Annotated in this window: 19 protein-coding genes; 6 read left to right on the forward strand and 13 right to left on the reverse strand. The window is 67.7% G+C overall.

The features are described 5' to 3' along the window. Positions 1-139: 139 nt before the first annotated feature. From BGO46_RS10935 to BGO46_RS10975, 9 genes are all read right to left on the reverse strand, one after another. Positions 140-472, reverse strand: a complete 333-nt coding sequence (locus BGO46_RS10935) for a hypothetical protein (RefSeq protein ID WP_292897763.1) — start codon at positions 470-472, stop codon at positions 140-142. Position 473: 1 nt separating this feature from the next. Next, entirely contained in the window at positions 474-806 is a 333-nt protein-coding gene (locus BGO46_RS10940) for an antibiotic biosynthesis monooxygenase (protein ID WP_292674072.1), read from the reverse strand. A gap of 37 nt (positions 807-843) precedes the next feature. Next, on the reverse strand, positions 844-1,863 hold the full coding sequence (locus tag BGO46_RS10945) for a sugar phosphate isomerase/epimerase (protein WP_292674071.1): 1,020 nt from the start codon (positions 1,861-1,863) through the stop codon (positions 844-846). Further along, positions 1,860-2,978, reverse strand: coding sequence for a Gfo/Idh/MocA family oxidoreductase (locus BGO46_RS10950; RefSeq protein ID WP_292674070.1), 1,119 nt, complete (start codon positions 2,976-2,978; stop codon positions 1,860-1,862). Before BGO46_RS10950 ends, BGO46_RS10945 begins: the two co-directional genes overlap by 4 nt. Beyond that, positions 2,978-3,949, reverse strand: a complete 972-nt coding sequence (locus tag BGO46_RS10955) for an ABC transporter permease (protein ID WP_292674069.1) — start codon at positions 3,947-3,949, stop codon at positions 2,978-2,980. Before BGO46_RS10955 ends, BGO46_RS10950 begins: the two co-directional genes overlap by 1 nt. Next, a complete protein-coding gene (locus tag BGO46_RS10960) occupies positions 3,946-5,463 on the reverse strand; it encodes a sugar ABC transporter ATP-binding protein (protein ID WP_292674067.1) in 1,518 nt (505 codons plus the stop codon). The genes BGO46_RS10955 and BGO46_RS10960 overlap by 4 nt, the downstream gene beginning before the upstream one ends. Next, complete coding sequence (locus BGO46_RS10965) at positions 5,456-6,634, reverse strand: Gfo/Idh/MocA family oxidoreductase (RefSeq protein WP_292674066.1); 1,179 nt, start codon at positions 6,632-6,634, stop codon at positions 5,456-5,458. Before BGO46_RS10965 ends, BGO46_RS10960 begins: the two co-directional genes overlap by 8 nt. 94 nt (positions 6,635-6,728) lie before the next feature. Next, the gene (locus BGO46_RS10970) at positions 6,729-7,889 is read right to left on the reverse strand and encodes a substrate-binding domain-containing protein (protein ID WP_292674064.1); all 1,161 of its coding nucleotides are present in this window, start codon (positions 7,887-7,889) and stop codon (positions 6,729-6,731) included. 90 nt (positions 7,890-7,979) lie between these two features. Then, a complete protein-coding gene (locus tag BGO46_RS10975) occupies positions 7,980-8,804 on the reverse strand; it encodes a sugar phosphate isomerase/epimerase (protein ID WP_292674250.1) in 825 nt (274 codons plus the stop codon). A gap of 117 nt (positions 8,805-8,921) precedes the next feature. Here BGO46_RS10975 and BGO46_RS10980 point away from each other — a divergent pair, with 117 nt between their 5' ends. Continuing rightward, entirely contained in the window at positions 8,922-10,079 is a 1,158-nt protein-coding gene (locus BGO46_RS10980; protein ID WP_292674061.1) for an ROK family protein, read from the forward strand. A 173-nt stretch (positions 10,080-10,252) separates the two neighbouring features. Here the strand turns inward: BGO46_RS10980 and BGO46_RS10985 are convergent, their stop codons facing one another. Beyond that, positions 10,253-10,486, reverse strand: coding sequence for a hypothetical protein (locus BGO46_RS10985; protein WP_292674058.1), 234 nt, complete (start codon positions 10,484-10,486; stop codon positions 10,253-10,255). Between BGO46_RS10985 and BGO46_RS10990 the strand changes: the two genes are divergently transcribed. Together BGO46_RS10990 and BGO46_RS10995 are read left to right on the forward strand one after the other, a co-directional pair. Beyond that, positions 10,476-10,916, forward strand: a complete 441-nt coding sequence (locus tag BGO46_RS10990) for a hypothetical protein (protein WP_292674055.1) — start codon at positions 10,476-10,478, stop codon at positions 10,914-10,916. The two genes, BGO46_RS10985 and BGO46_RS10990, sit on opposite strands and share 11 nt — an antisense overlap. A 57-nt stretch (positions 10,917-10,973) precedes the next feature. Further along, on the forward strand, positions 10,974-12,218 hold the full coding sequence (locus BGO46_RS10995; RefSeq protein WP_292674053.1) for a hypothetical protein: 1,245 nt from the start codon (positions 10,974-10,976) through the stop codon (positions 12,216-12,218). Between the two features lie 5 nt (positions 12,219-12,223). Here BGO46_RS10995 and BGO46_RS11000 read toward each other — a convergent pair whose 3' ends face one another. Next, on the reverse strand, positions 12,224-12,376 hold the full coding sequence (locus BGO46_RS11000; protein ID WP_292674050.1) for a hypothetical protein: 153 nt from the start codon (positions 12,374-12,376) through the stop codon (positions 12,224-12,226). Between the two features lie 133 nt (positions 12,377-12,509). Continuing rightward, positions 12,510-12,833, reverse strand: coding sequence for a hypothetical protein (locus BGO46_RS11005; protein WP_292674048.1), 324 nt, complete (start codon positions 12,831-12,833; stop codon positions 12,510-12,512). A gap of 150 nt (positions 12,834-12,983) precedes the next feature. Between BGO46_RS11005 and BGO46_RS11010 the strand changes: the two genes are divergently transcribed. Both BGO46_RS11010 and BGO46_RS11015 read left to right on the forward strand, forming a co-directional pair. Continuing rightward, positions 12,984-13,649: a response regulator transcription factor gene (locus BGO46_RS11010; protein WP_292674047.1), complete on the forward strand. Its 666-nt coding sequence runs from the start codon at positions 12,984-12,986 to the stop codon at positions 13,647-13,649. After that, on the forward strand, positions 13,646-14,647 hold the full coding sequence (locus BGO46_RS11015) for a HAMP domain-containing sensor histidine kinase (RefSeq protein ID WP_292674044.1): 1,002 nt from the start codon (positions 13,646-13,648) through the stop codon (positions 14,645-14,647). Before BGO46_RS11010 ends, BGO46_RS11015 begins: the two co-directional genes overlap by 4 nt. Before the next feature lie 109 nt (positions 14,648-14,756). Here BGO46_RS11015 and msuE read toward each other — a convergent pair whose 3' ends face one another. Continuing rightward, entirely contained in the window at positions 14,757-15,386 is a 630-nt protein-coding gene (gene msuE / locus BGO46_RS11020; protein WP_292674042.1) for an FMN reductase, read from the reverse strand. 188 nt (positions 15,387-15,574) lie between these two features. On the opposite strand from msuE, the gene BGO46_RS11025 reads away from it, so the two are divergent. Next, positions 15,575-15,928, forward strand: a complete 354-nt coding sequence (locus BGO46_RS11025; protein WP_292674040.1) for a carboxymuconolactone decarboxylase family protein — start codon at positions 15,575-15,577, stop codon at positions 15,926-15,928. The last annotated feature ends 24 nt before the right edge of the window (positions 15,929-15,952 follow it).

Below are 15,952 nucleotides of genomic sequence, written 5' to 3' on the forward strand. Positions count from 1 at the left end.
GCCGATCTCAGTCAGGCCGCATCCGCCGATTTAGCTGGCTAATCCTCGAAATAGCCGGCTCATCTGGATGCACGGCGAGCAGTAGCCCTCGGAGCCTGGCAGTCTTCCGGACGGTATGACGAGCCAGGCTCACGTGTTTCTACAGCCGGGTGACACGGGACTCTACGATCGCTTCGACGTGGCGCACCCAGTCGCCCCCGTTCGAGTAACCCCGCGCGACAGCATCGCTCACCCAGAGCGGCGGTTTCTCGTGCGGCGCCACATGCGCATAGCGAAGCTCCGCCTCAGGGTGGTCTCGGAGCGCGGCGGCGATCAGCTGCCTATCGGCGCGTTCCAGCAACTCGTCGCGTTCGATGATGAGGGGAGCGACTCCGTCTCGGAGAGCCACCTCGGTGAGCGCCGCCAGACACAAGGGCCGCGCCCCTCGGTCGGTCGTACCGCGCACGCGCCAGACCGACACTCGGACATCCATCTCACACGGAGGGTGGCACCATCCGAACGCCGATGCGGATGGAGGCGCCGCCCTCCTCGAAGAAGCTCGGCGCCATCGCCTCCCACTCCGCGTAGTGCGGCGCGGCACGGTGGGCCGCAAGCGCAGCCTCGTCGGCGTACACCTCGTAGATGCTGTAGCGGCATGAGGCTTCGTCGAGGGAGACCACGTCATACTGCAAGCAGCCGACTTCCTCGGCGAGCGATCGTTCGGCGAGGGTCGCGGCGGCTGCTCGGAAGCGGGCCTCCTCGGCCGGCCGCACGCGGAGCTGCACCCAGATCACGGTCGCGCCGACGGTGAGCGAGAGCGGCGTCACTGCGCTTTCCTCGTTGGAGCAACCCGACACCGGGTGGTCATTGGTTGGAGAAGGCGGCATCGAAAGCGGCGGCGGACGGAGGCCAGAGCAGGGAGCGGATGAAGCCGACGGCCTCGGCCGCGCCGTGCAGGCGATCCATGCCCGCGTCCTCCCACTCGATCGAGATCGGGCCCGTGTAGCCGATGGCCGCGAGTGCGCGGAACGAGTCCTCCCACGGCACGTTCCCGTGCCCGGGCGACACGAAGTCCCATCCGCGGCGCGGGTCACCCCAGGGCAGGTGCGAACCCATGACACCGGCACGACCGTTCGTGGGACGCAGACGGGTGTCCTTGCAATCCACGTGATATATCAGGTCCTTGAAGTCCCAGATAAACCCAACCGGATCGATGTTCTGCCACATCATGTGCGACGGATCCCAGTTGAACCCGAACGCCTTGCGGTGGTCGATCGCCTCGAGCGCGCGGACAGACGTCCAGTAGTCGTATGCGATCTCACCGGGGTGCACCTCGTGCGCGAATCGCACCCCCTCGGCGTCGAACACATCGAGGATTGGATTCCAGCGCGCAGCGAAGTCCTCGTACCCGGCCTCGATTACCGAGGCGGGCACTGGTGGGAACATCGCCACGTACGGCCATACGGAGGACCCGGTGAATCCAACGACCGTATCGGCTCCGAGCGCGCGGGCGACGCGCGCCGAGCGCTTCATGTCTGCCGCCGCACGCTGACGTACACCCTCCGCCTCGCCGTCGCCCCACACGTAGGGGCGCAGGATCGCCTGGTGGCGGAAGTCGATCGGGGCATCACACACCGCTTGACCGGCTAGGTGATTGGAGACCGCGTAGACCTTGAGACCGTGACGATCCAGGATCTCCAACCGCGACGCTACATACGCCGGATCCTCATCCGCGCGTTGCAGATCGAGGTGGTCACCAGATGCCGCGATTTCGAGGCCGTCGTATCCCCAGGATGCGGCGAGACGCGCGACCTCCTCGAAAGGCAGATCCGCCCACTGACCCGTGAACAGGGTGACGGGATGCGGCGACGATACCGCGCTCACGCCGCGCTCGTCTCGACCGGCCGCCCCTGGGCGACATCGACCCAGCGCCCGGTCGCCGAGGAGGTGACCACGGCATCCGTGAGCTGCGCCGCGCGCACGCCATCGGCGAAAGTGGGCAGTCCGTCGACGACCTCGCCGCGGATAGCGGCGTGCACGTCGCGCACGAACAGGGTGAAGCAGTCCTGATAGCCCTGCGGATGACCCGACGGCACGCTCACGTACGACCGGGCAGCCGCATCGCCGAAAGTCTCGACACCCTTGGGCAGCAGCGAGACGCCCTCGTTCGATCCGATCCAGAGCTCGTTCGGGCTTTCCTGGTCGAAGGCGTACGAGTGCTGCTCGCCGTCGATCGAGAGCCAGAGCCTGTTCTTTCGACCGGGGGTTGCCTGCGAGATGACGACGGATCCGGTGGCGCCGCGGTCGGTCTGGAACATCATGGTCACCCCGTCCTCGGTAGAGACCGGCACTTCACCGTCCTCTGAGAGTCGGGTGTCGTGCAGACGCGGACGCTGAGCAATGAGCCGCTCGATGCGGTGGCCGGTGGCGAACTCGAAGAGGTCGCACCAGTGCACGCCGATGTCGGAGAAGGCGCGCGAGGCGCCATCGTCGACCCGCCAGTTGTAGCTGGACTGTTCGGCCAGCCAATCCTGCAGGTAGTGGCCGTGAGCGAGCCAGACGCGCTCGTCAGAGGAGGCAATGCGGGCACGCGTCTCGCGCACTGTGGGGTAGAAGCGGTACACGAAGGGCACGGCGTGCACCACGCCGCCGGCCTGGGCGGCGGCCTCGAGGCGTGCGGCCTCCTCGGCGCCGAGCGCCAGCGGCTTCTCGCACACCACGTGCTTGCCGGCCGCGATGGCTGCCTCGGCAAGCGGGACGTGCTGCGCGTTGGGTGTGCAGATGTGCACAATGTCGATGTCGGGGTGCGCGATGAGCTCCTCGGCGGCGAGAGCGAGCGGCACGCCCGCAGCCTCGGCCGCGGCCCGGGTGCGCTCGGCGTCGCGCCCGGCGTAGGCGAGCACCTCACCGCCGGTGGCGCGCACCGCGGCGGTGTGCACCCGGCCCATGAAGCCGGTGCCGATGATGCCGCTGCGGAGCGGCCGACGTCCGCCGGTCATCACTTCTTCCTCGATAGGGCCACCGCCGCGATGATGATGGCACCGCGCACGACCTGCTGCTGCGCCACGTCCAGCCCGGCGAGGATGAGCCCGTTGTTGATCAGCCCCATGAATAGCGATCCGAACAGGGTTCCGATGATGGCACCGCGACCGCCGAACAGGCTGGTGCCACCGAGGATGACCGCCGCGATGACGGTGAGTTCGTCGCCCTGCCCCCACTGGAAGCGGCCCGATTCAAGGCGCCCGGCGTAGAGCATCCCGGCCACAGCCGCCGCAATGCCCGATATCAGCAGCACTGAGAACTTGATCCGCGCGGTACGGATGCCGGTATAAGCCGCCGCGGTCGGGTTGCCACCTGTGGCGAGCACCTTGCGGCCAAAGCCGGTACGGTTCATCACCACCCATCCCACGGCCACTGCCACTACGGTCCAGACGAGCAGGCCGGGCACGGGGCCGAAGTCGCCGCCGCCGAAGATCATCACGTAAAGGCGGTCGGTGATCGGCTGCGGCGCCGACGACGTGATCCATTGTGCGAGGCCAGCCGCGAGACCGAGCATGCCGAGAGTGACGAGGAACGATGGAATCTTGAGCAGCGCCACCAGGCCACCGTTGATCGCACCGATCACAGCGCCAGCCGCGAGACCGGCGATGATGCCGGGGACCAAGCCGAACTGCGTGGTTGTCATCGCGGTAACCACCGAGGCCAAACCCGCAATCGAGCCCACCGAGAGGTCGATCTCGGCGGTCGCGATCACGAAGGTCATCGCCACAGCCATGATCGAGATCGTCGCGGTCTGCCGCACGATGTTGAGCATGTTGTTCGGCGAGAGGAAGCCGTCGCCCCCGAGGAAGATGGCAAAGAGGACAAACACCACCACGAAGGCGATGTAGATGATGTTGCTGCGCCAGTCAAGGCGGGCCGCGACGCGCGCGGCGAGCGGGGGTCGGGTGGTGGTCGTGGGGCTGCTCATGCTGCCTCTCCTTGGATGATGAGTTGGAGCTGTTCTTCGCTCTCGACGTCGGTGCGGGCGAGTTCGCGGGCCGAGCGGCCCTCGCGGATGACCACGATGCGGTCGGCGACGGCGAGCAGCTCGGGAAGCTCGGATGAGATGAACACGACCGCGTTGCCCTGCGAGGCGAACTCGCGCACGATGTCAAGGATCTCGGTCTTGGTGCCGATGTCTACACCGGCGGTGGGCTCGTCCATGACGAGGATGCGCGGCTCGATGTTCATCCACTTCGCCACGACAACCTTCTGCTGGTTGCCGCCCGACAGCAGACTGACCGGGGCGTACGGATCGGCCACCTTCACGGCGAACCGGGTGACGAGCTGCTCGGTGAGCTGGCGTAGCTTCGCCATCGACAGGAACGCACCCGACTTCACCCGACCGAGCACCGGCAGGGTGAGGTTGTCAGAGACGGAGTGCTGCAGCACGAGGCCTTGCTCGCGCCGGTCTTCTGGGATGAGGGCGACGCCCGCGTCCTGCGCCTCGATCGGGCTGCCGAAGCGCACGGCCTCGCCGTCGATGCGGAGGGTGCCGCGGGTGGGCCTATCCATGCCGGCCACCACGCGTGCGAACTCGGTCCGGCCCGAACCCATCAGGCCCGCCAGGCCCACGATCTCCCCGGCGCGCACGGTCATGCTGACGTCATCGAGCACGGAGTCGCTGGCGATGCCGTTGGCCTCGAGCAGCACGGGCGCGTCCGCCGCGATCGCGCGGTCGCGGTAGACCAGGTCGCTGGCAAGGCGGCGGCCGATGATGGCCTCGATGATATCGGCGGCGCTCAGCTCGGCCACCGCCGCGGAGAGCACGACGCGGCCGTCACGTAGCACGGTGATCCGGTCGGCGACGCGGCGAATCTCGTCCATTCGGTGCGAAATGTAGACGATCGCGATGCCGCGTGCCTTGAGGGTTTCGATCAGAATGAATAGGTTCTCGACCTCATGCTTGGCGAGGCTCGCGGTGGGCTCGTCCATCACCAGCACGTTGGCGTTCTTCGCGAGCGCCTTGGCAATCTCGACCAGCTGCCAGTATGCGGTGCCGAGGTCTTCGACGCGCGCCTTCGGGTCGATCGTGACGCCGAGTCCGTCGAACAGCTCGCGGGCGGCCCGCTCGGCTGCGCGGTCGTCGACGAGACCGGCGGCGCCGCGCAGTTCACGGCCGAGGAAGATGTTCTGAGCGACCGTCATCGACGGGACGAGGCTGAACTCCTGGAACACCATGCCGATGCCGGCGCGTTCGGCGTCGGCGGTGTTGCGAATGTCGACTGGCTCTCCGTTCACCTCGATGACCCCTGAGGTGATGGGATGCACGCCTTGCAGCACCTTCATCAGGGTGGACTTGCCCGCGCCATTCTCACCGGCCAGCGCGTGCACCTCGCCCGCCACGATGTCCATCTCGACAGACTTGAGAACCTCGACCGGGCCGAAGCTCTTCACGATCTGCCGCATTCGCACCGCGGGGGCCGCGCTGGAATCAGACATTTCGTGCGTCCGGAACCGAGACCCACTGGCCGGTGCGACCCGACTCGAGGATGGCCTCGTCTACCAAGGCGGCCTGGTAGCCGTCGGTGAAGTTGGGCGAAACGGTGCCACCCTCGACCACGGCCTTGATGAAGTCGTGCGCCTCGATGATCTTCGTCTCGCCGTACCCGATGCCGAGCGCCGGGATGGGCCAGAGCGACTCCCCATAGGGCGTGTTGGGGCCCGTGTAGACAGTACGGAAACCGCGACGGTCACCGGCATCTTTCTTGAATGCCACCTGCAGCTCGTCGCGGTTCTCATAGTTGAAGAAGATCGAGCCCTCGGTGCCGTGAATCTCGAAGGTGATGTAGTTGTTGCGACCCCAGGCGTTGCGGGTGGCCTCGATCGAGCCGACGGCGCCGTTTGCGAATCGAACAAGCGACATCGCCTCGTCGTCGACGTCTACCTCGCCGCGCGGGCCCTCATTGTCTGTGTTCGAGGCACCGAGGTTGTCGAAGCCGCCGGACTGCAGCGGGCGGGTGGGGATGAAGTTCGAGACCACCGAGGTGACGGCCGCGATCTCGCCCACGAGGTAGCGGGCCAGGTCGACCACGTGCGAGCCGATGTCGCCCACAGCGCCCGATCCGGCGACCTTCTTCTGAAAGCGCCAACTCAGCGGGGAATTGGGGTCGGCGCTCCAGTCCTGCAGATAAGTGCCGCGGAAGTTGAGGATCTCGCCAATGGCGCCCTCGTCGATGTACTTCTTCGCCAGCGCCACGGCCGGGGTGCGGCGGTAGTTGAAGGCCACCGCAGTCACCACACCTGCCTTCTCGGCGGCGGCGAGCATGCGGCCCGCCTCCTCGGCGGTGGGGGCGAGTGGCTTCTCGCAAATGATGTGCTTCCCGGCCTCGGCCGCCGCGATCGCAATCTCGGCGTGCGAGTTGTTCGGGGTGGCGATGTCGATCACGTCGATCGACGGATCGGCGATCACAGCGCGCCAATCGCTGGAGTAGCCCTCCCAGGCGTAGCGCTCAGAGGCGGCGCGGGCCAGGTCGTCGGTGACGTCGACCACGACCTTCTTGACCGGCCGGGCGGGCGCCGGCGAGAAGAACATGGGCATGGCGGCGTAGGCGAGCGAGTGGGCCTTGCCCATGAAGCCGCCACCGATCATGGCGATGTTGATGTCCTGCATGGCTGTCTTTCTGAGAGAAGGAGAAAAAGGGGTGCTCGGTGGGCGCGAACGGTCGCCCCCACCGAGCGGATGGGGTGGTGCGGATGTTATTGCGTCAGTCGACGTAGGCGTCGCGTACCGCGGCGGGGGCCTCGGATCCGTAGACCTTCTCCCACGCCTCAAGCACGTTCTCGTGGTCGACCGGAAGCGAGCTCAGGGCGACGTAGGACGGAACCGCCTGACCCAGGATGCTCAGCGCGGCCAGGTCGGCCTCGGCCACACCCTGGTCGAACGGAAGCTGGGCGCCCAGGCCGACGACCATCTGGTTCTTCGCGAGTGCGATCGCGACATTGGTGCCGAGGTCTTCGGTGGCGATCTTGATGTCGGTGCGGCCGGTCTCCCGGGCCGCCGCCATCACGCCCTCGGCGGGGACGTCCCAGACTGCCCAGATGCCGTCGAGGTCGGCGTTCTTGGTGAGCATGGCGTTGGCGACACCCTGGGCGTCACCGGCGAAGTCGGGGCCGGCGATGCCCTGCTCCTGCACAATCTCGATGTCCGGAAACTTCTCAGTGATGGTGTCCTTGAAACCCTCGTAACGCTGCTTCGTCACGAAGAAGTCGGCCTCGTGGTAGATCACGCCGATCTTGCCCTGTCCACCCAGCGACCGAGCGAGAAGGTAGGCGCTGGTTACGCCATTGCCATAGTTGTCGGCCGAAACCATCGACACGTAGTCCTGGCCGGCGACGAAGCCGTCGGGCACGTTGTCCATGAAGACCAGCTTCACACCCTGCTCGGCGGCCTTGCGGTACGCGCTAGCCGTGGCCACCGGGTCTGTGGGGATTGAGACGATGATGTCGGGGTCCTGGGTGAGGACGGTCTCAATCTGCGACACCTGGGTGGCCGGATCGAAGTCAGCGTCGGTGGTGGCGATGACCTGGATGCCGAGCCGTTTGAACTCCGAGTTGAGCCCGTCAATCTGGGCGTTGGCCCAGTCGTTGCCTCCGTAGTGCATGACGATGGCCGCCTTGAGGCCCATACCCGCGATCTCGGCGGCCTGCTCGTCGGTGACGACGCTGGTGTCGACCGAGGAGGGCTCCTCGCCGTTCGGACCGGTGCTGAGGACGGTGCCGGTAATCTCGGCCAGTGCCGCATCGATCTCGGCGGCTACGCCTGCGTCGACCTCGGTGGTGGTTCCGCCGCCGGCGGGCGTGCAGCCTGCCAGAGCGAATATTGCCGCGGCCGCCGTGACGGCGACGAGGGCGCTTCTGATCTTCATCCGTGTGCTCCTTTGCTATAGATGTTCAGGTGTTTCGAACCGTGCTGGTTCGGGAGGGTGGTAATGATTCGTCGGCGACCGAATCCTCTCTCAGGCGCCGAGCTTGCTGGCTTTCAGGTACGCGAGGCTGCGGGCCGCGGCAGCCGCCTGGTCACCCGGGTAGCCGTCGAGCTCAACAGTGACCCAGTCGTCATAGCCGGCGGCCACGGCGGCGTCGATGACGGCGGCGAGGTCGAGGTCTCCCTCGCCGAGCGGCAGGAAGGCGTTGGTGGCTAGGTCAACATCCTTGAGGTGCAGGTAGTCGAGACGATCGGCGTACTTCGTGATCACCGCTGCCGCATCGCCGCCGCCGGCGGCGATGTGGGCGACGTCGGCGCACAGGCCGATGCTGGTCGCGGCAAATAGCGCGTCGATCTGCTCCGGGGTCTGCGCCAGGCTGCCGAGATGTGGATGGTAGCTGGGAACCAGACCGACGGCGCGTGCTCGATCCGCGACGGTGCTGAGGAGCTCCCCTGCCACGACGAAGTCCTCCTCGCGACGGCCGGTCGATCGGATCGCGCCGCCGCCGACCACGTAGTGGCGGGCACCTGCGGCCGAAGCGAGGGCGATGGAGCGATCGAAGCGCGCCAGTTCGTCGGCATGGGCGTCGCGGTAGATGAAGTGGCCGCCGCTGTAGACGCCGACGACTTCGAGTCCGGCCCCGCGTGCAGCGGCGGTGAACTCGTCCATCGACTCTTCGAACGGCAGGAGGTTGCCGTCGAACAGTTCGATGCCGGTGTAGCCGGCCGCGGCGATGGTCGCGAGCGTGGCGTTCACGTCACCGGGGGTGACGTAGAACCCGGTGCCGAGATCGGTGACGGCATTTGGGTTTCCGATCACCCCGCCCCAGGCGTTTGCTTCGTACGCGAACTTCATCACTTCTACCTCCTTGTAGACGCCAGCGGTGTCGCGTAGAGCGTACTAGTTATGACATCTGCCTGTCAATACTCGACCCTTGCATGGCAGATCTAATGACCGAGTAAAGTTCCTACTATGGATGCAACGACCGGCGCTGGGGACCTGCTCCAACTTCTACGCGACGGTCGCCCACGGACGAGGTCCGATCTCGTGAAAGAGACCGGGCTTGCCCGCACAAGCGTGGTCAATCGGCTCGGAGCGCTGACATCAGCTGGCCTGGTTGCGCACGCGGGGACGACGCAGACTTCGGGAGGGCGCCCCGCCGGGCGCTTCATCTTCGAGCAGACTTCGCGCGTTACCATCGGCGTAGATCTCGGAGCGACCCACGGCTCAGTCGGCGTGCTCGACCTCTCGGGCAGAATCCTCCGGCAAGAGGATCGCAGGCTGGACATCGCGGAGGGCCCCGAAGCGACCCTTCGATGGGTGAACGACACAGCCGTACGATTGCTCGTCCAAACTGGCTATGACCAGTCACGGCTTCTTGGCATTGGGGTTGGCGTCCCTGGGCCGGTGGAACACGCGACGGGTCGCCCTATCCGGCCACCGATCATGCCCGGTTGGGACGGCTTCGACATCCCGAACTTCATCCGTTCGCAGTTGGACACGCCGGTCTTCGTCGATAACGACGTGAATCTCTTAGCCCTAGGCGAGCACTCCTCTCAATGGCCGGATACCGATGACCTGCTGTTCATCAAGGTCTCAACGGGCATTGGGGCGGGGATCATCGCCGGCGGCGTGCTGCAACGCGGCTCTCGTGGATCAGCCGGGGATCTGGGTCATGTCCAGGTTCCGGGCGCGTCGGCTGATGGGCCCGATCTGGAGGCGACAGCCAGCATTCCCGCGATCGCGGCCGAACTCAGCTCGGGGGAGCGACTCCTTGAACCAAATCACGTCGTCGACCTCATCCGAACCGGAGACCCGGACGCGATAGAAGCTGCACGCAACGCCGGGAGAGCGATCGGTGAGGTCACCGCAATGTGTGTGAGCCTCCTCAACCCCTCGGTCGTCGTGGTGGGCGGCCAGTTGGGCGCAAATGTGCAGGAGATCATCGCCGGTGTACGCGAGATCGTCTACCGGAGATCCATACCGCTGGCAACCCAGCATCTCAACATCGTGCCCGCCCGCGGCGGCACGGGCGCCGGAATTCGTGGGGCCGGTCTGATGGTCCTCAACGAGCGACTCAGCCCAGACGCGGTCGATAAACTTGTCGCCGGCTCGACTGAATCATCCTGATCGCCAGCCCGTATCGCTCGGGCACGAATGGCGACGCCGCGAAAGTGCCCAGCGTGCTGGTCCTTCCCAAGCTCGCCGGCATCATGCCGGTGCTCTCGCTCTCGCTCCCGCGTGACGGCACCCGCATACTCGCGCTGAGCGCGGGGTCCGTGCCGCGACGCGGACCCCGACTCTCACTCGCCGCGCATGTCGATCGTCTTGGCCTTCCCGTCGAGTACATTCACCGAGAGGGTCACCGACGCGCCGATCGCCGCGTCGATGTCGTCGTCCGTGACACCGAGAGGAACAGCGGCGAGGCTCTTGTCGATGAACAGCTGCGAGGTCTGGATGTCAGCGAACTTGACCATGTCGAGGCCACCCTCATGGCCCGCCGCCTGCTGCTGCTTCTTGATCTTCTTGCCACCCATCACGACGGCCGCGCGCGACGTCGACACCGTGCGCGAGGCGCGACTGCTGGGCGTCCGACATTACCTCGTCAAACCGTTCACGGTCGTCGACCTGCACCAGCGCATCGACGACATCGTGCAGGAGCGCGCGGCCGGGGCCGCCGCACCGCAGCGGCTCGCGCAGGGTGATGTGGATGCGGTGATGCGCCCATCCACGCGCGCGGCGCTGCCGAAGGGACTGACCACCGAGACCCTCGCTCTGGTCGCGGGTGAACTCACCGCGCGACGAGAGGCATCCGCCGCCGACATCGCCGAGGCGATCGGGCTGTCCCGCGTGAGCTGCCGGCGGTACCTCGAGCACCTTGCGTCGACGGGCGCCGCCGAGAAGTCGCTCGACTACGCGACCGCAGGCCGCCCCAGCACGCGCTACCGGGCACGCGGGTCGGCCTGACGCGCCGGCCGCCCCGCCTTAGAGCTCGCTTAGTCGCGCCTCCATAGCGTGCGAGCCGTGACGGAAACCATGACACTGCCCGGCGCCACGCGCCGGCGCGAAATGCTCAGCAAAGTACCCGAGATCACCCTCTGGTTCTGGATCATCAAGATCCTCTGCACGACCGTCGGCGAGAGCTTCGCCGACTGGATCAACATGACCCTCGGGGTCGGCCTGGAGCTGACGTCGGTGCTGTTCACCGTCGTCCTCGCCGCGGTGCTGATCTGGCAGCTGTCGCTGCGGCGGTACGTGCCGTTCGTCTACTGGCTGACGGTCGTCGTCGTGAGCGTGACGGGCACCCTGTACACCGACATCCTCACCGACGACCTCGGCGTGCCGCTCGCCGTCAGCACGACGGTGTTCGCGGTGATCCTCGCGGTCGTCTTCGGCATCTGGTGGCGCAGCCAGCGGACGCTCTCGATCCACAGCATCACCACGACGCCGCGCGAGCTGTTCTACTGGCTCGCGATCCTCGTGACGTTCGCGCTCGGCACCGCCGCCGGCGACTGGATCCTCGAGCTGACCGGATGGAGCCCGGGCATCTCGGTGCTGCTGCCCGCAGGGCTCATCGTCGCCGTCACGGTCGGGTGGCGCCTCGGCGCGAGCCCCGTCCTCTCGTTCTGGCTGGCGTACATCCTGACCCGCCCGCTCGGCGCGAACCTCGGCGACTGGATGGGCTTCCCGACCGATCAGGGCGGACTCGGCATCGGCGTCGGCTGGACGAGCATCATCTTCCTCGCGGCGATCCTCGCGACGGTCGTGTACCTCTCGGTCACGCGTGCGGATGTCCTCGAGACCGCACCCCGCGAGAAGCGCATCGGCGACCCGCGCCGCGAGCGCCTCATGCTCGGCTATCTCGGCGCCGTCGCGGTGCTCACTGTCGGCACGCTCACCTGGGCGGCCGCGCAGCCGCACGATGTCGCCGCCGCGAGCGAAGAGGGGCCCGCCGTGGCTGCGACTCTCGCACCCGGGCATTCCGCGACCGAGAAGTTCCCGGCATCCGACGTCGCGGGCTTCCGGACGATCACGCAGGACACCCTCGACCTCGTCACGAGCGGCGATCAGGCGGGTGCTGTCGCCCGCGTGAAGGATCTCGAGAGGGCGTGGGATGCCGCGCAGTCGACCCTGCAGCCGCTCGATGACACCGGGTGGAACGTCCTCGACGGACAGATCGACCACGTGCTCACCGCCGTGCGCGCATCGACGCCGGATGCCACGGCGCAGGCCGACGCGCTGAACACGCTGCTCGCGTCGCTGCAGTAGCGGCGTCAGTACTCGGCATCCTCGTCGAGCTCGTCGGCGCCGTCATCCTCGGCGCCGACGAGCGTGATCAGCTCGATCGCCGCGACGAGGGCGGCCGCGAGCAGCAGCGCACCCTGACCGAACCTGCTGATCGTCTTCGCACCGGCGAATGCAGTCATCTCCGCAACCCCCTTCTTCGTGTGGATGGTCTACCTGCAGTCTCTGCACCGCGCGCTAAGAACCTGCACAGGAAGCGGCACAGAAAAAAGGCGGCCGGGCGAGAATGCCCCGGCCGCCCGCTGTCGCCGTGCGTCAGTTGCCGTCGTCGTTCGTCTCGACGTCGGTGTCGGCGGCGCCGTTGTCGTCGTTCGTCTCGACGTCGGTGTCGGCGGCGCCGTTGTCGTCCGCCGTCTCGGCATCCGTGTCGGCCGCGCCCGTGTCGTCGTTCGTCTCGGTGTCGGCCGCCCCGTTGTCATCCGCCGTCTCGGCGTCGGTGCCGGTCGTCGACGTCACGGTCGTGTCGGCGGGCGCCGGCGTCGCCGCGTTCGCGGGAAGCGCGAGCGCGAGCCCGCCCAGCCCGAGTGCGAGCGCCGCGGCACCTCCGCCGACGGTCGCGATCAGGGTCTTCTTGTGCACTGCCACGATGGTTCTCCATTTCCGCGGACTCCACGCCCGCACTCCTCGACCTTCGCAATCGCGCTATAAGCAACCGCGAAGAATTGCGCGGCGGAGTCGAGGGCGCGATTCTTAGAGGAATCTCAGTGCGTTCTGGCGAGAGTGGGCCCCATGATCGATGCGCGACCGCGTCTGCTGCTGGCCGAAGACGACCCACAGCTCGGGCCGCTGATGGTGCGGGTGCTCGACGAGGTGTACGACGTGACTCTCCTCGCGGACGGAGCGGCGGCGCTCGACGCCGCTCTCGAGGCATACTTCGACGTGCTCATCATCGACCGGCGGCTCCCGGGCATCGACGGGGTCTCGATCGTCGAGACACTGCGACGCAGCGGCGTGACGACGCCGACCCTCATCCTGACGGCGCTCGGCACCGTGCAAGACAAGGTGCGGGGGCTGGATGCCGGTGCCAACGACTACCTCGTCAAGCCGTTCGAGTTCGACGAACTGTTCGCGCGGCTGCGCGCGATCCGCCGCGTCAGCGACGGCGAAGGGCCGTTCGTGCGGCTCGGCCCGTGGGAGTTCTACCCCGACTCGCGCACCGTCTACTCGCCGTACGACGGACGCACGATCCTCACCGAGCGCGAGTCGGACCTGCTGAAGCTGTTCGTCACGCATCCGCAGACCACCTTCGCGCGCAGCGAGATCCTGCGCGCCGTGTTCGAGGCGACCGACACCCCCGGCACCGTCGACACCTACGTGCACTACCTGCGCCGCAAGACCGACCCCGACATCGTCACGACCGTGCGGGGCCGCGGCTACCGATTGGGCATGCTGTGACGCGCCGTCCACGTCAGTGGGATGCCGACGCGCTGCTGGTGCGCCGCACGGCCGTGCGGGTCGGCGTCTGGATCACCGTCGCCGTCTCGATCCTCGTCATCGTCGTGCTGATCGCGGCCTTCGTGCTCGTGTTCCAGCAGATCCCGCTCGTCGATCTCTTCGACCCGAACCGCCACGAACGGACCGTCGACATCGGCGGCCTCGACATCCTCATCGGCGGCCTCATCCTCGGCCTGCTCGCGGTCGCGCTCGCGGGAATCCTCGGCATCCTCGCGACGCGCCGCGCCGTCGCGCCGCTCGTCGACGCGCTCGCACGCCAGCGCCGCTTCGTCGCCGACGCGTCGCACGAGCTGCGCACGCCCCTCGCGATCCTCGACACGCGCCTGCAGGTGCTCGAGCGCGGCATGGCACCCGACGACCCGAATCAGACGCTCGTGAAAGAGCTGCGCGACGACAGCCGCAACGTCGTCGGCATCGTCAACGACCTGCTCGATGCTGTCGACGTCACCACGATCGGCGCCGCTGCGCCCGTTCTCGTCGCCCCGGTGGTCGCGCGCGCCGTGGCCTCCATGCGCATGCGCGCCGACGAGCGCGGCGTCGTTCTCACGGCCGATCGGATGCCCGAGGATGCCGCAGCCCTCATCCCCGAGACGAGCCTGCACCGCGCCCTCGTCGCGCTCATCGACAACGCGATCAAGCACACCCCGGCGGGCGGATCCGTGCGTGTCGAAGCCACGGGCGAGCGAGGCCGGGTCGCGATCTCTGTCGCGGACGAGGGCTCAGGAATCCGAGGCATCCGCCCCGATCAGGTCTTCGACCGGTTCGCGCGGTCATCCGACGCGGTCGACGGCGGCGGCACGGCGAGCACAGGTTTCGGCATCGGGCTGAGCCTCGTGCAAGACACCGTCGGGCGCTTCGGCGGCTCGGTCGAGGTGACGAGCACCTCAGCGGCGGGCACGACGATGACGCTGCGGTTGCCGGCCCCGCGGCGGGCGTGAGAAACCACTTCCTGCGTGAGAAACCACGGAGCGCGCGTTTCTCGCGCAGATGTGGTTTCTCGCGGGGTGAGCGCGCGGCGCGGGCCGGGGCGCCGCGCACGGCGGCGCCTCACCAGTTCGAGACGTACTCCGACACAGGCTGGCGGCGCGACTGCTCGATCAGCGGCAGCGCGCGGTCGACGGCCTGCTCGACGCGGGCGCGCACGGCGCCATCGCGCAGCGCAGCGCCGTCGAAGTCGGCGGTGCTGGCGTAGACGCCGACGGGCAGCGTGAGCGCCTGGAAGAACGCGAACAGCGGCCGCAGCTGGTGCTCGATGATCAGCGCGTGCCGCTCGCCGCCGCCCGTCGCGGCCAGCAGTACGGGCTTGCCGACGAGGGCGTACTGTCCGACGAAGTCGAACAAGTGCTTGAACAGGCCGGTGAAGGATGCCCGATAGACGGGCGTCGCGACGACGAGCAGGTCGGCCTGCTCGATCGCCTGCAGCGCCTCTTCGACCTCGGCCGGGAGCTCGTCGCGGCTGAGCGCGCCGGCGAGCGCCGTGCCGATCTGCGCGATCGCGATCAGCCGCGTCTCGACGACGCCACGCCGACCGACAGAGTCCAAGATGGCCTCGACGAGGCTCGTGGTCTTGCTCGGATCGTGCAACGAGCCCGACACGCCGACCACCCGCAGCGGCCTGCCCTCGGCGACGACGGCATCACCAGAGCGGAGCGGAGCGAGGATCGGAGTCGAGGTCATGAGGCGACGTTAGACGCAGGCGTCGGGCCGTGTCGCGCGGGCTGTGACACGCGGCGTCACGCACGCGTCACGCCGCGTAATGCACGGCCCGTGCCGCTCGCGCACACACCTAGCGTGGATGCCACGGGCGCAGATCGCAGCGCCCGGCGAGCGGGCCCGCACGTGCCCAGGCAAGGCAGATCACCGCAATGAGCGACTTCTTCGACCGCGAGGGTGACCGCGCATACAACCGCGTCTACAAGGCGGAGACCCCCGACATCCTCAAGACCTGGGTCGACTTCGATTCCGCCGTGTTCGCCGCGGAGGGGCGCGAGATCCCGCTCAAGTACCGCGAGCTCATCGCGCTCGCGGTCGGGCTCACGACCCAGTGCACCTACTGCATCGACGCGCACGCGCAGAAGGCCGTCAAGGCCGGCGCGAGCGAAGCCGAGCTCGCCGAGACCGCGTGGGTGGCGACCGCGATCCGCGCGGGTGGCGGCTTCGCGCACGGGCGCCTCGCGTTCAAGCTCGCCCAGGATGCCGTGCCCGGCCACACCCACTGACGCGAACGCCCGGGGCACGCCCCA

Source organism: Microbacterium sp. 70-16 (genome assembly GCF_001898315.1).
In the GTDB taxonomy this organism is placed as follows: Bacteria; Actinomycetota; Actinomycetes; order Actinomycetales; family Microbacteriaceae; genus Microbacterium.

Excerpts from the sequence above, each read along its gene's own strand:
- BGO46_RS10960 (WP_292674067.1), bottom strand. The coding sequence starts at position 5,463 with ATGTCTGATTCCAGCGCGGCCCCCGCGGTGCGAATGCGGCAGATCGTG.
- BGO46_RS10965 (WP_292674066.1), bottom strand. The coding sequence starts at position 6,634 with ATGCAGGACATCAACATCGCCATGATCGGTGGCGGCTTCATGGGCAAG.
- BGO46_RS11010 (WP_292674047.1), top strand. The coding sequence starts at position 12,984 with ATGATCGATGCGCGACCGCGTCTGCTGCTGGCCGAAGACGACCCACAG.
- BGO46_RS10950 (WP_292674070.1), bottom strand. The coding sequence starts at position 2,978 with ATGACCGGCGGACGTCGGCCGCTCCGCAGCGGCATCATCGGCACCGGC.
- BGO46_RS10970 (WP_292674064.1), bottom strand. The coding sequence starts at position 7,889 with ATGAAGATCAGAAGCGCCCTCGTCGCCGTCACGGCGGCCGCGGCAATA.
- BGO46_RS11000 (WP_292674050.1), bottom strand. The coding sequence starts at position 12,376 with ATGACTGCATTCGCCGGTGCGAAGACGATCAGCAGGTTCGGTCAGGGT.
- BGO46_RS10975 (WP_292674250.1), bottom strand. The coding sequence starts at position 8,804 with ATGAAGTTCGCGTACGAAGCAAACGCCTGGGGCGGGGTGATCGGAAAC.
- BGO46_RS10980 (WP_292674061.1), top strand. The coding sequence starts at position 8,922 with ATGGATGCAACGACCGGCGCTGGGGACCTGCTCCAACTTCTACGCGAC.
- BGO46_RS10955 (WP_292674069.1), bottom strand. The coding sequence starts at position 3,949 with ATGAGCAGCCCCACGACCACCACCCGACCCCCGCTCGCCGCGCGCGTC.
- BGO46_RS10985 (WP_292674058.1), bottom strand. The coding sequence starts at position 10,486 with ATGGGTGGCAAGAAGATCAAGAAGCAGCAGCAGGCGGCGGGCCATGAG.
- BGO46_RS11025 (WP_292674040.1), top strand. The coding sequence starts at position 15,575 with ATGAGCGACTTCTTCGACCGCGAGGGTGACCGCGCATACAACCGCGTC.
- msuE (WP_292674042.1), bottom strand. The coding sequence starts at position 15,386 with ATGACCTCGACTCCGATCCTCGCTCCGCTCCGCTCTGGTGATGCCGTC.
- BGO46_RS10935 (WP_292897763.1), bottom strand. The coding sequence starts at position 472 with ATGGATGTCCGAGTGTCGGTCTGGCGCGTGCGCGGTACGACCGACCGA.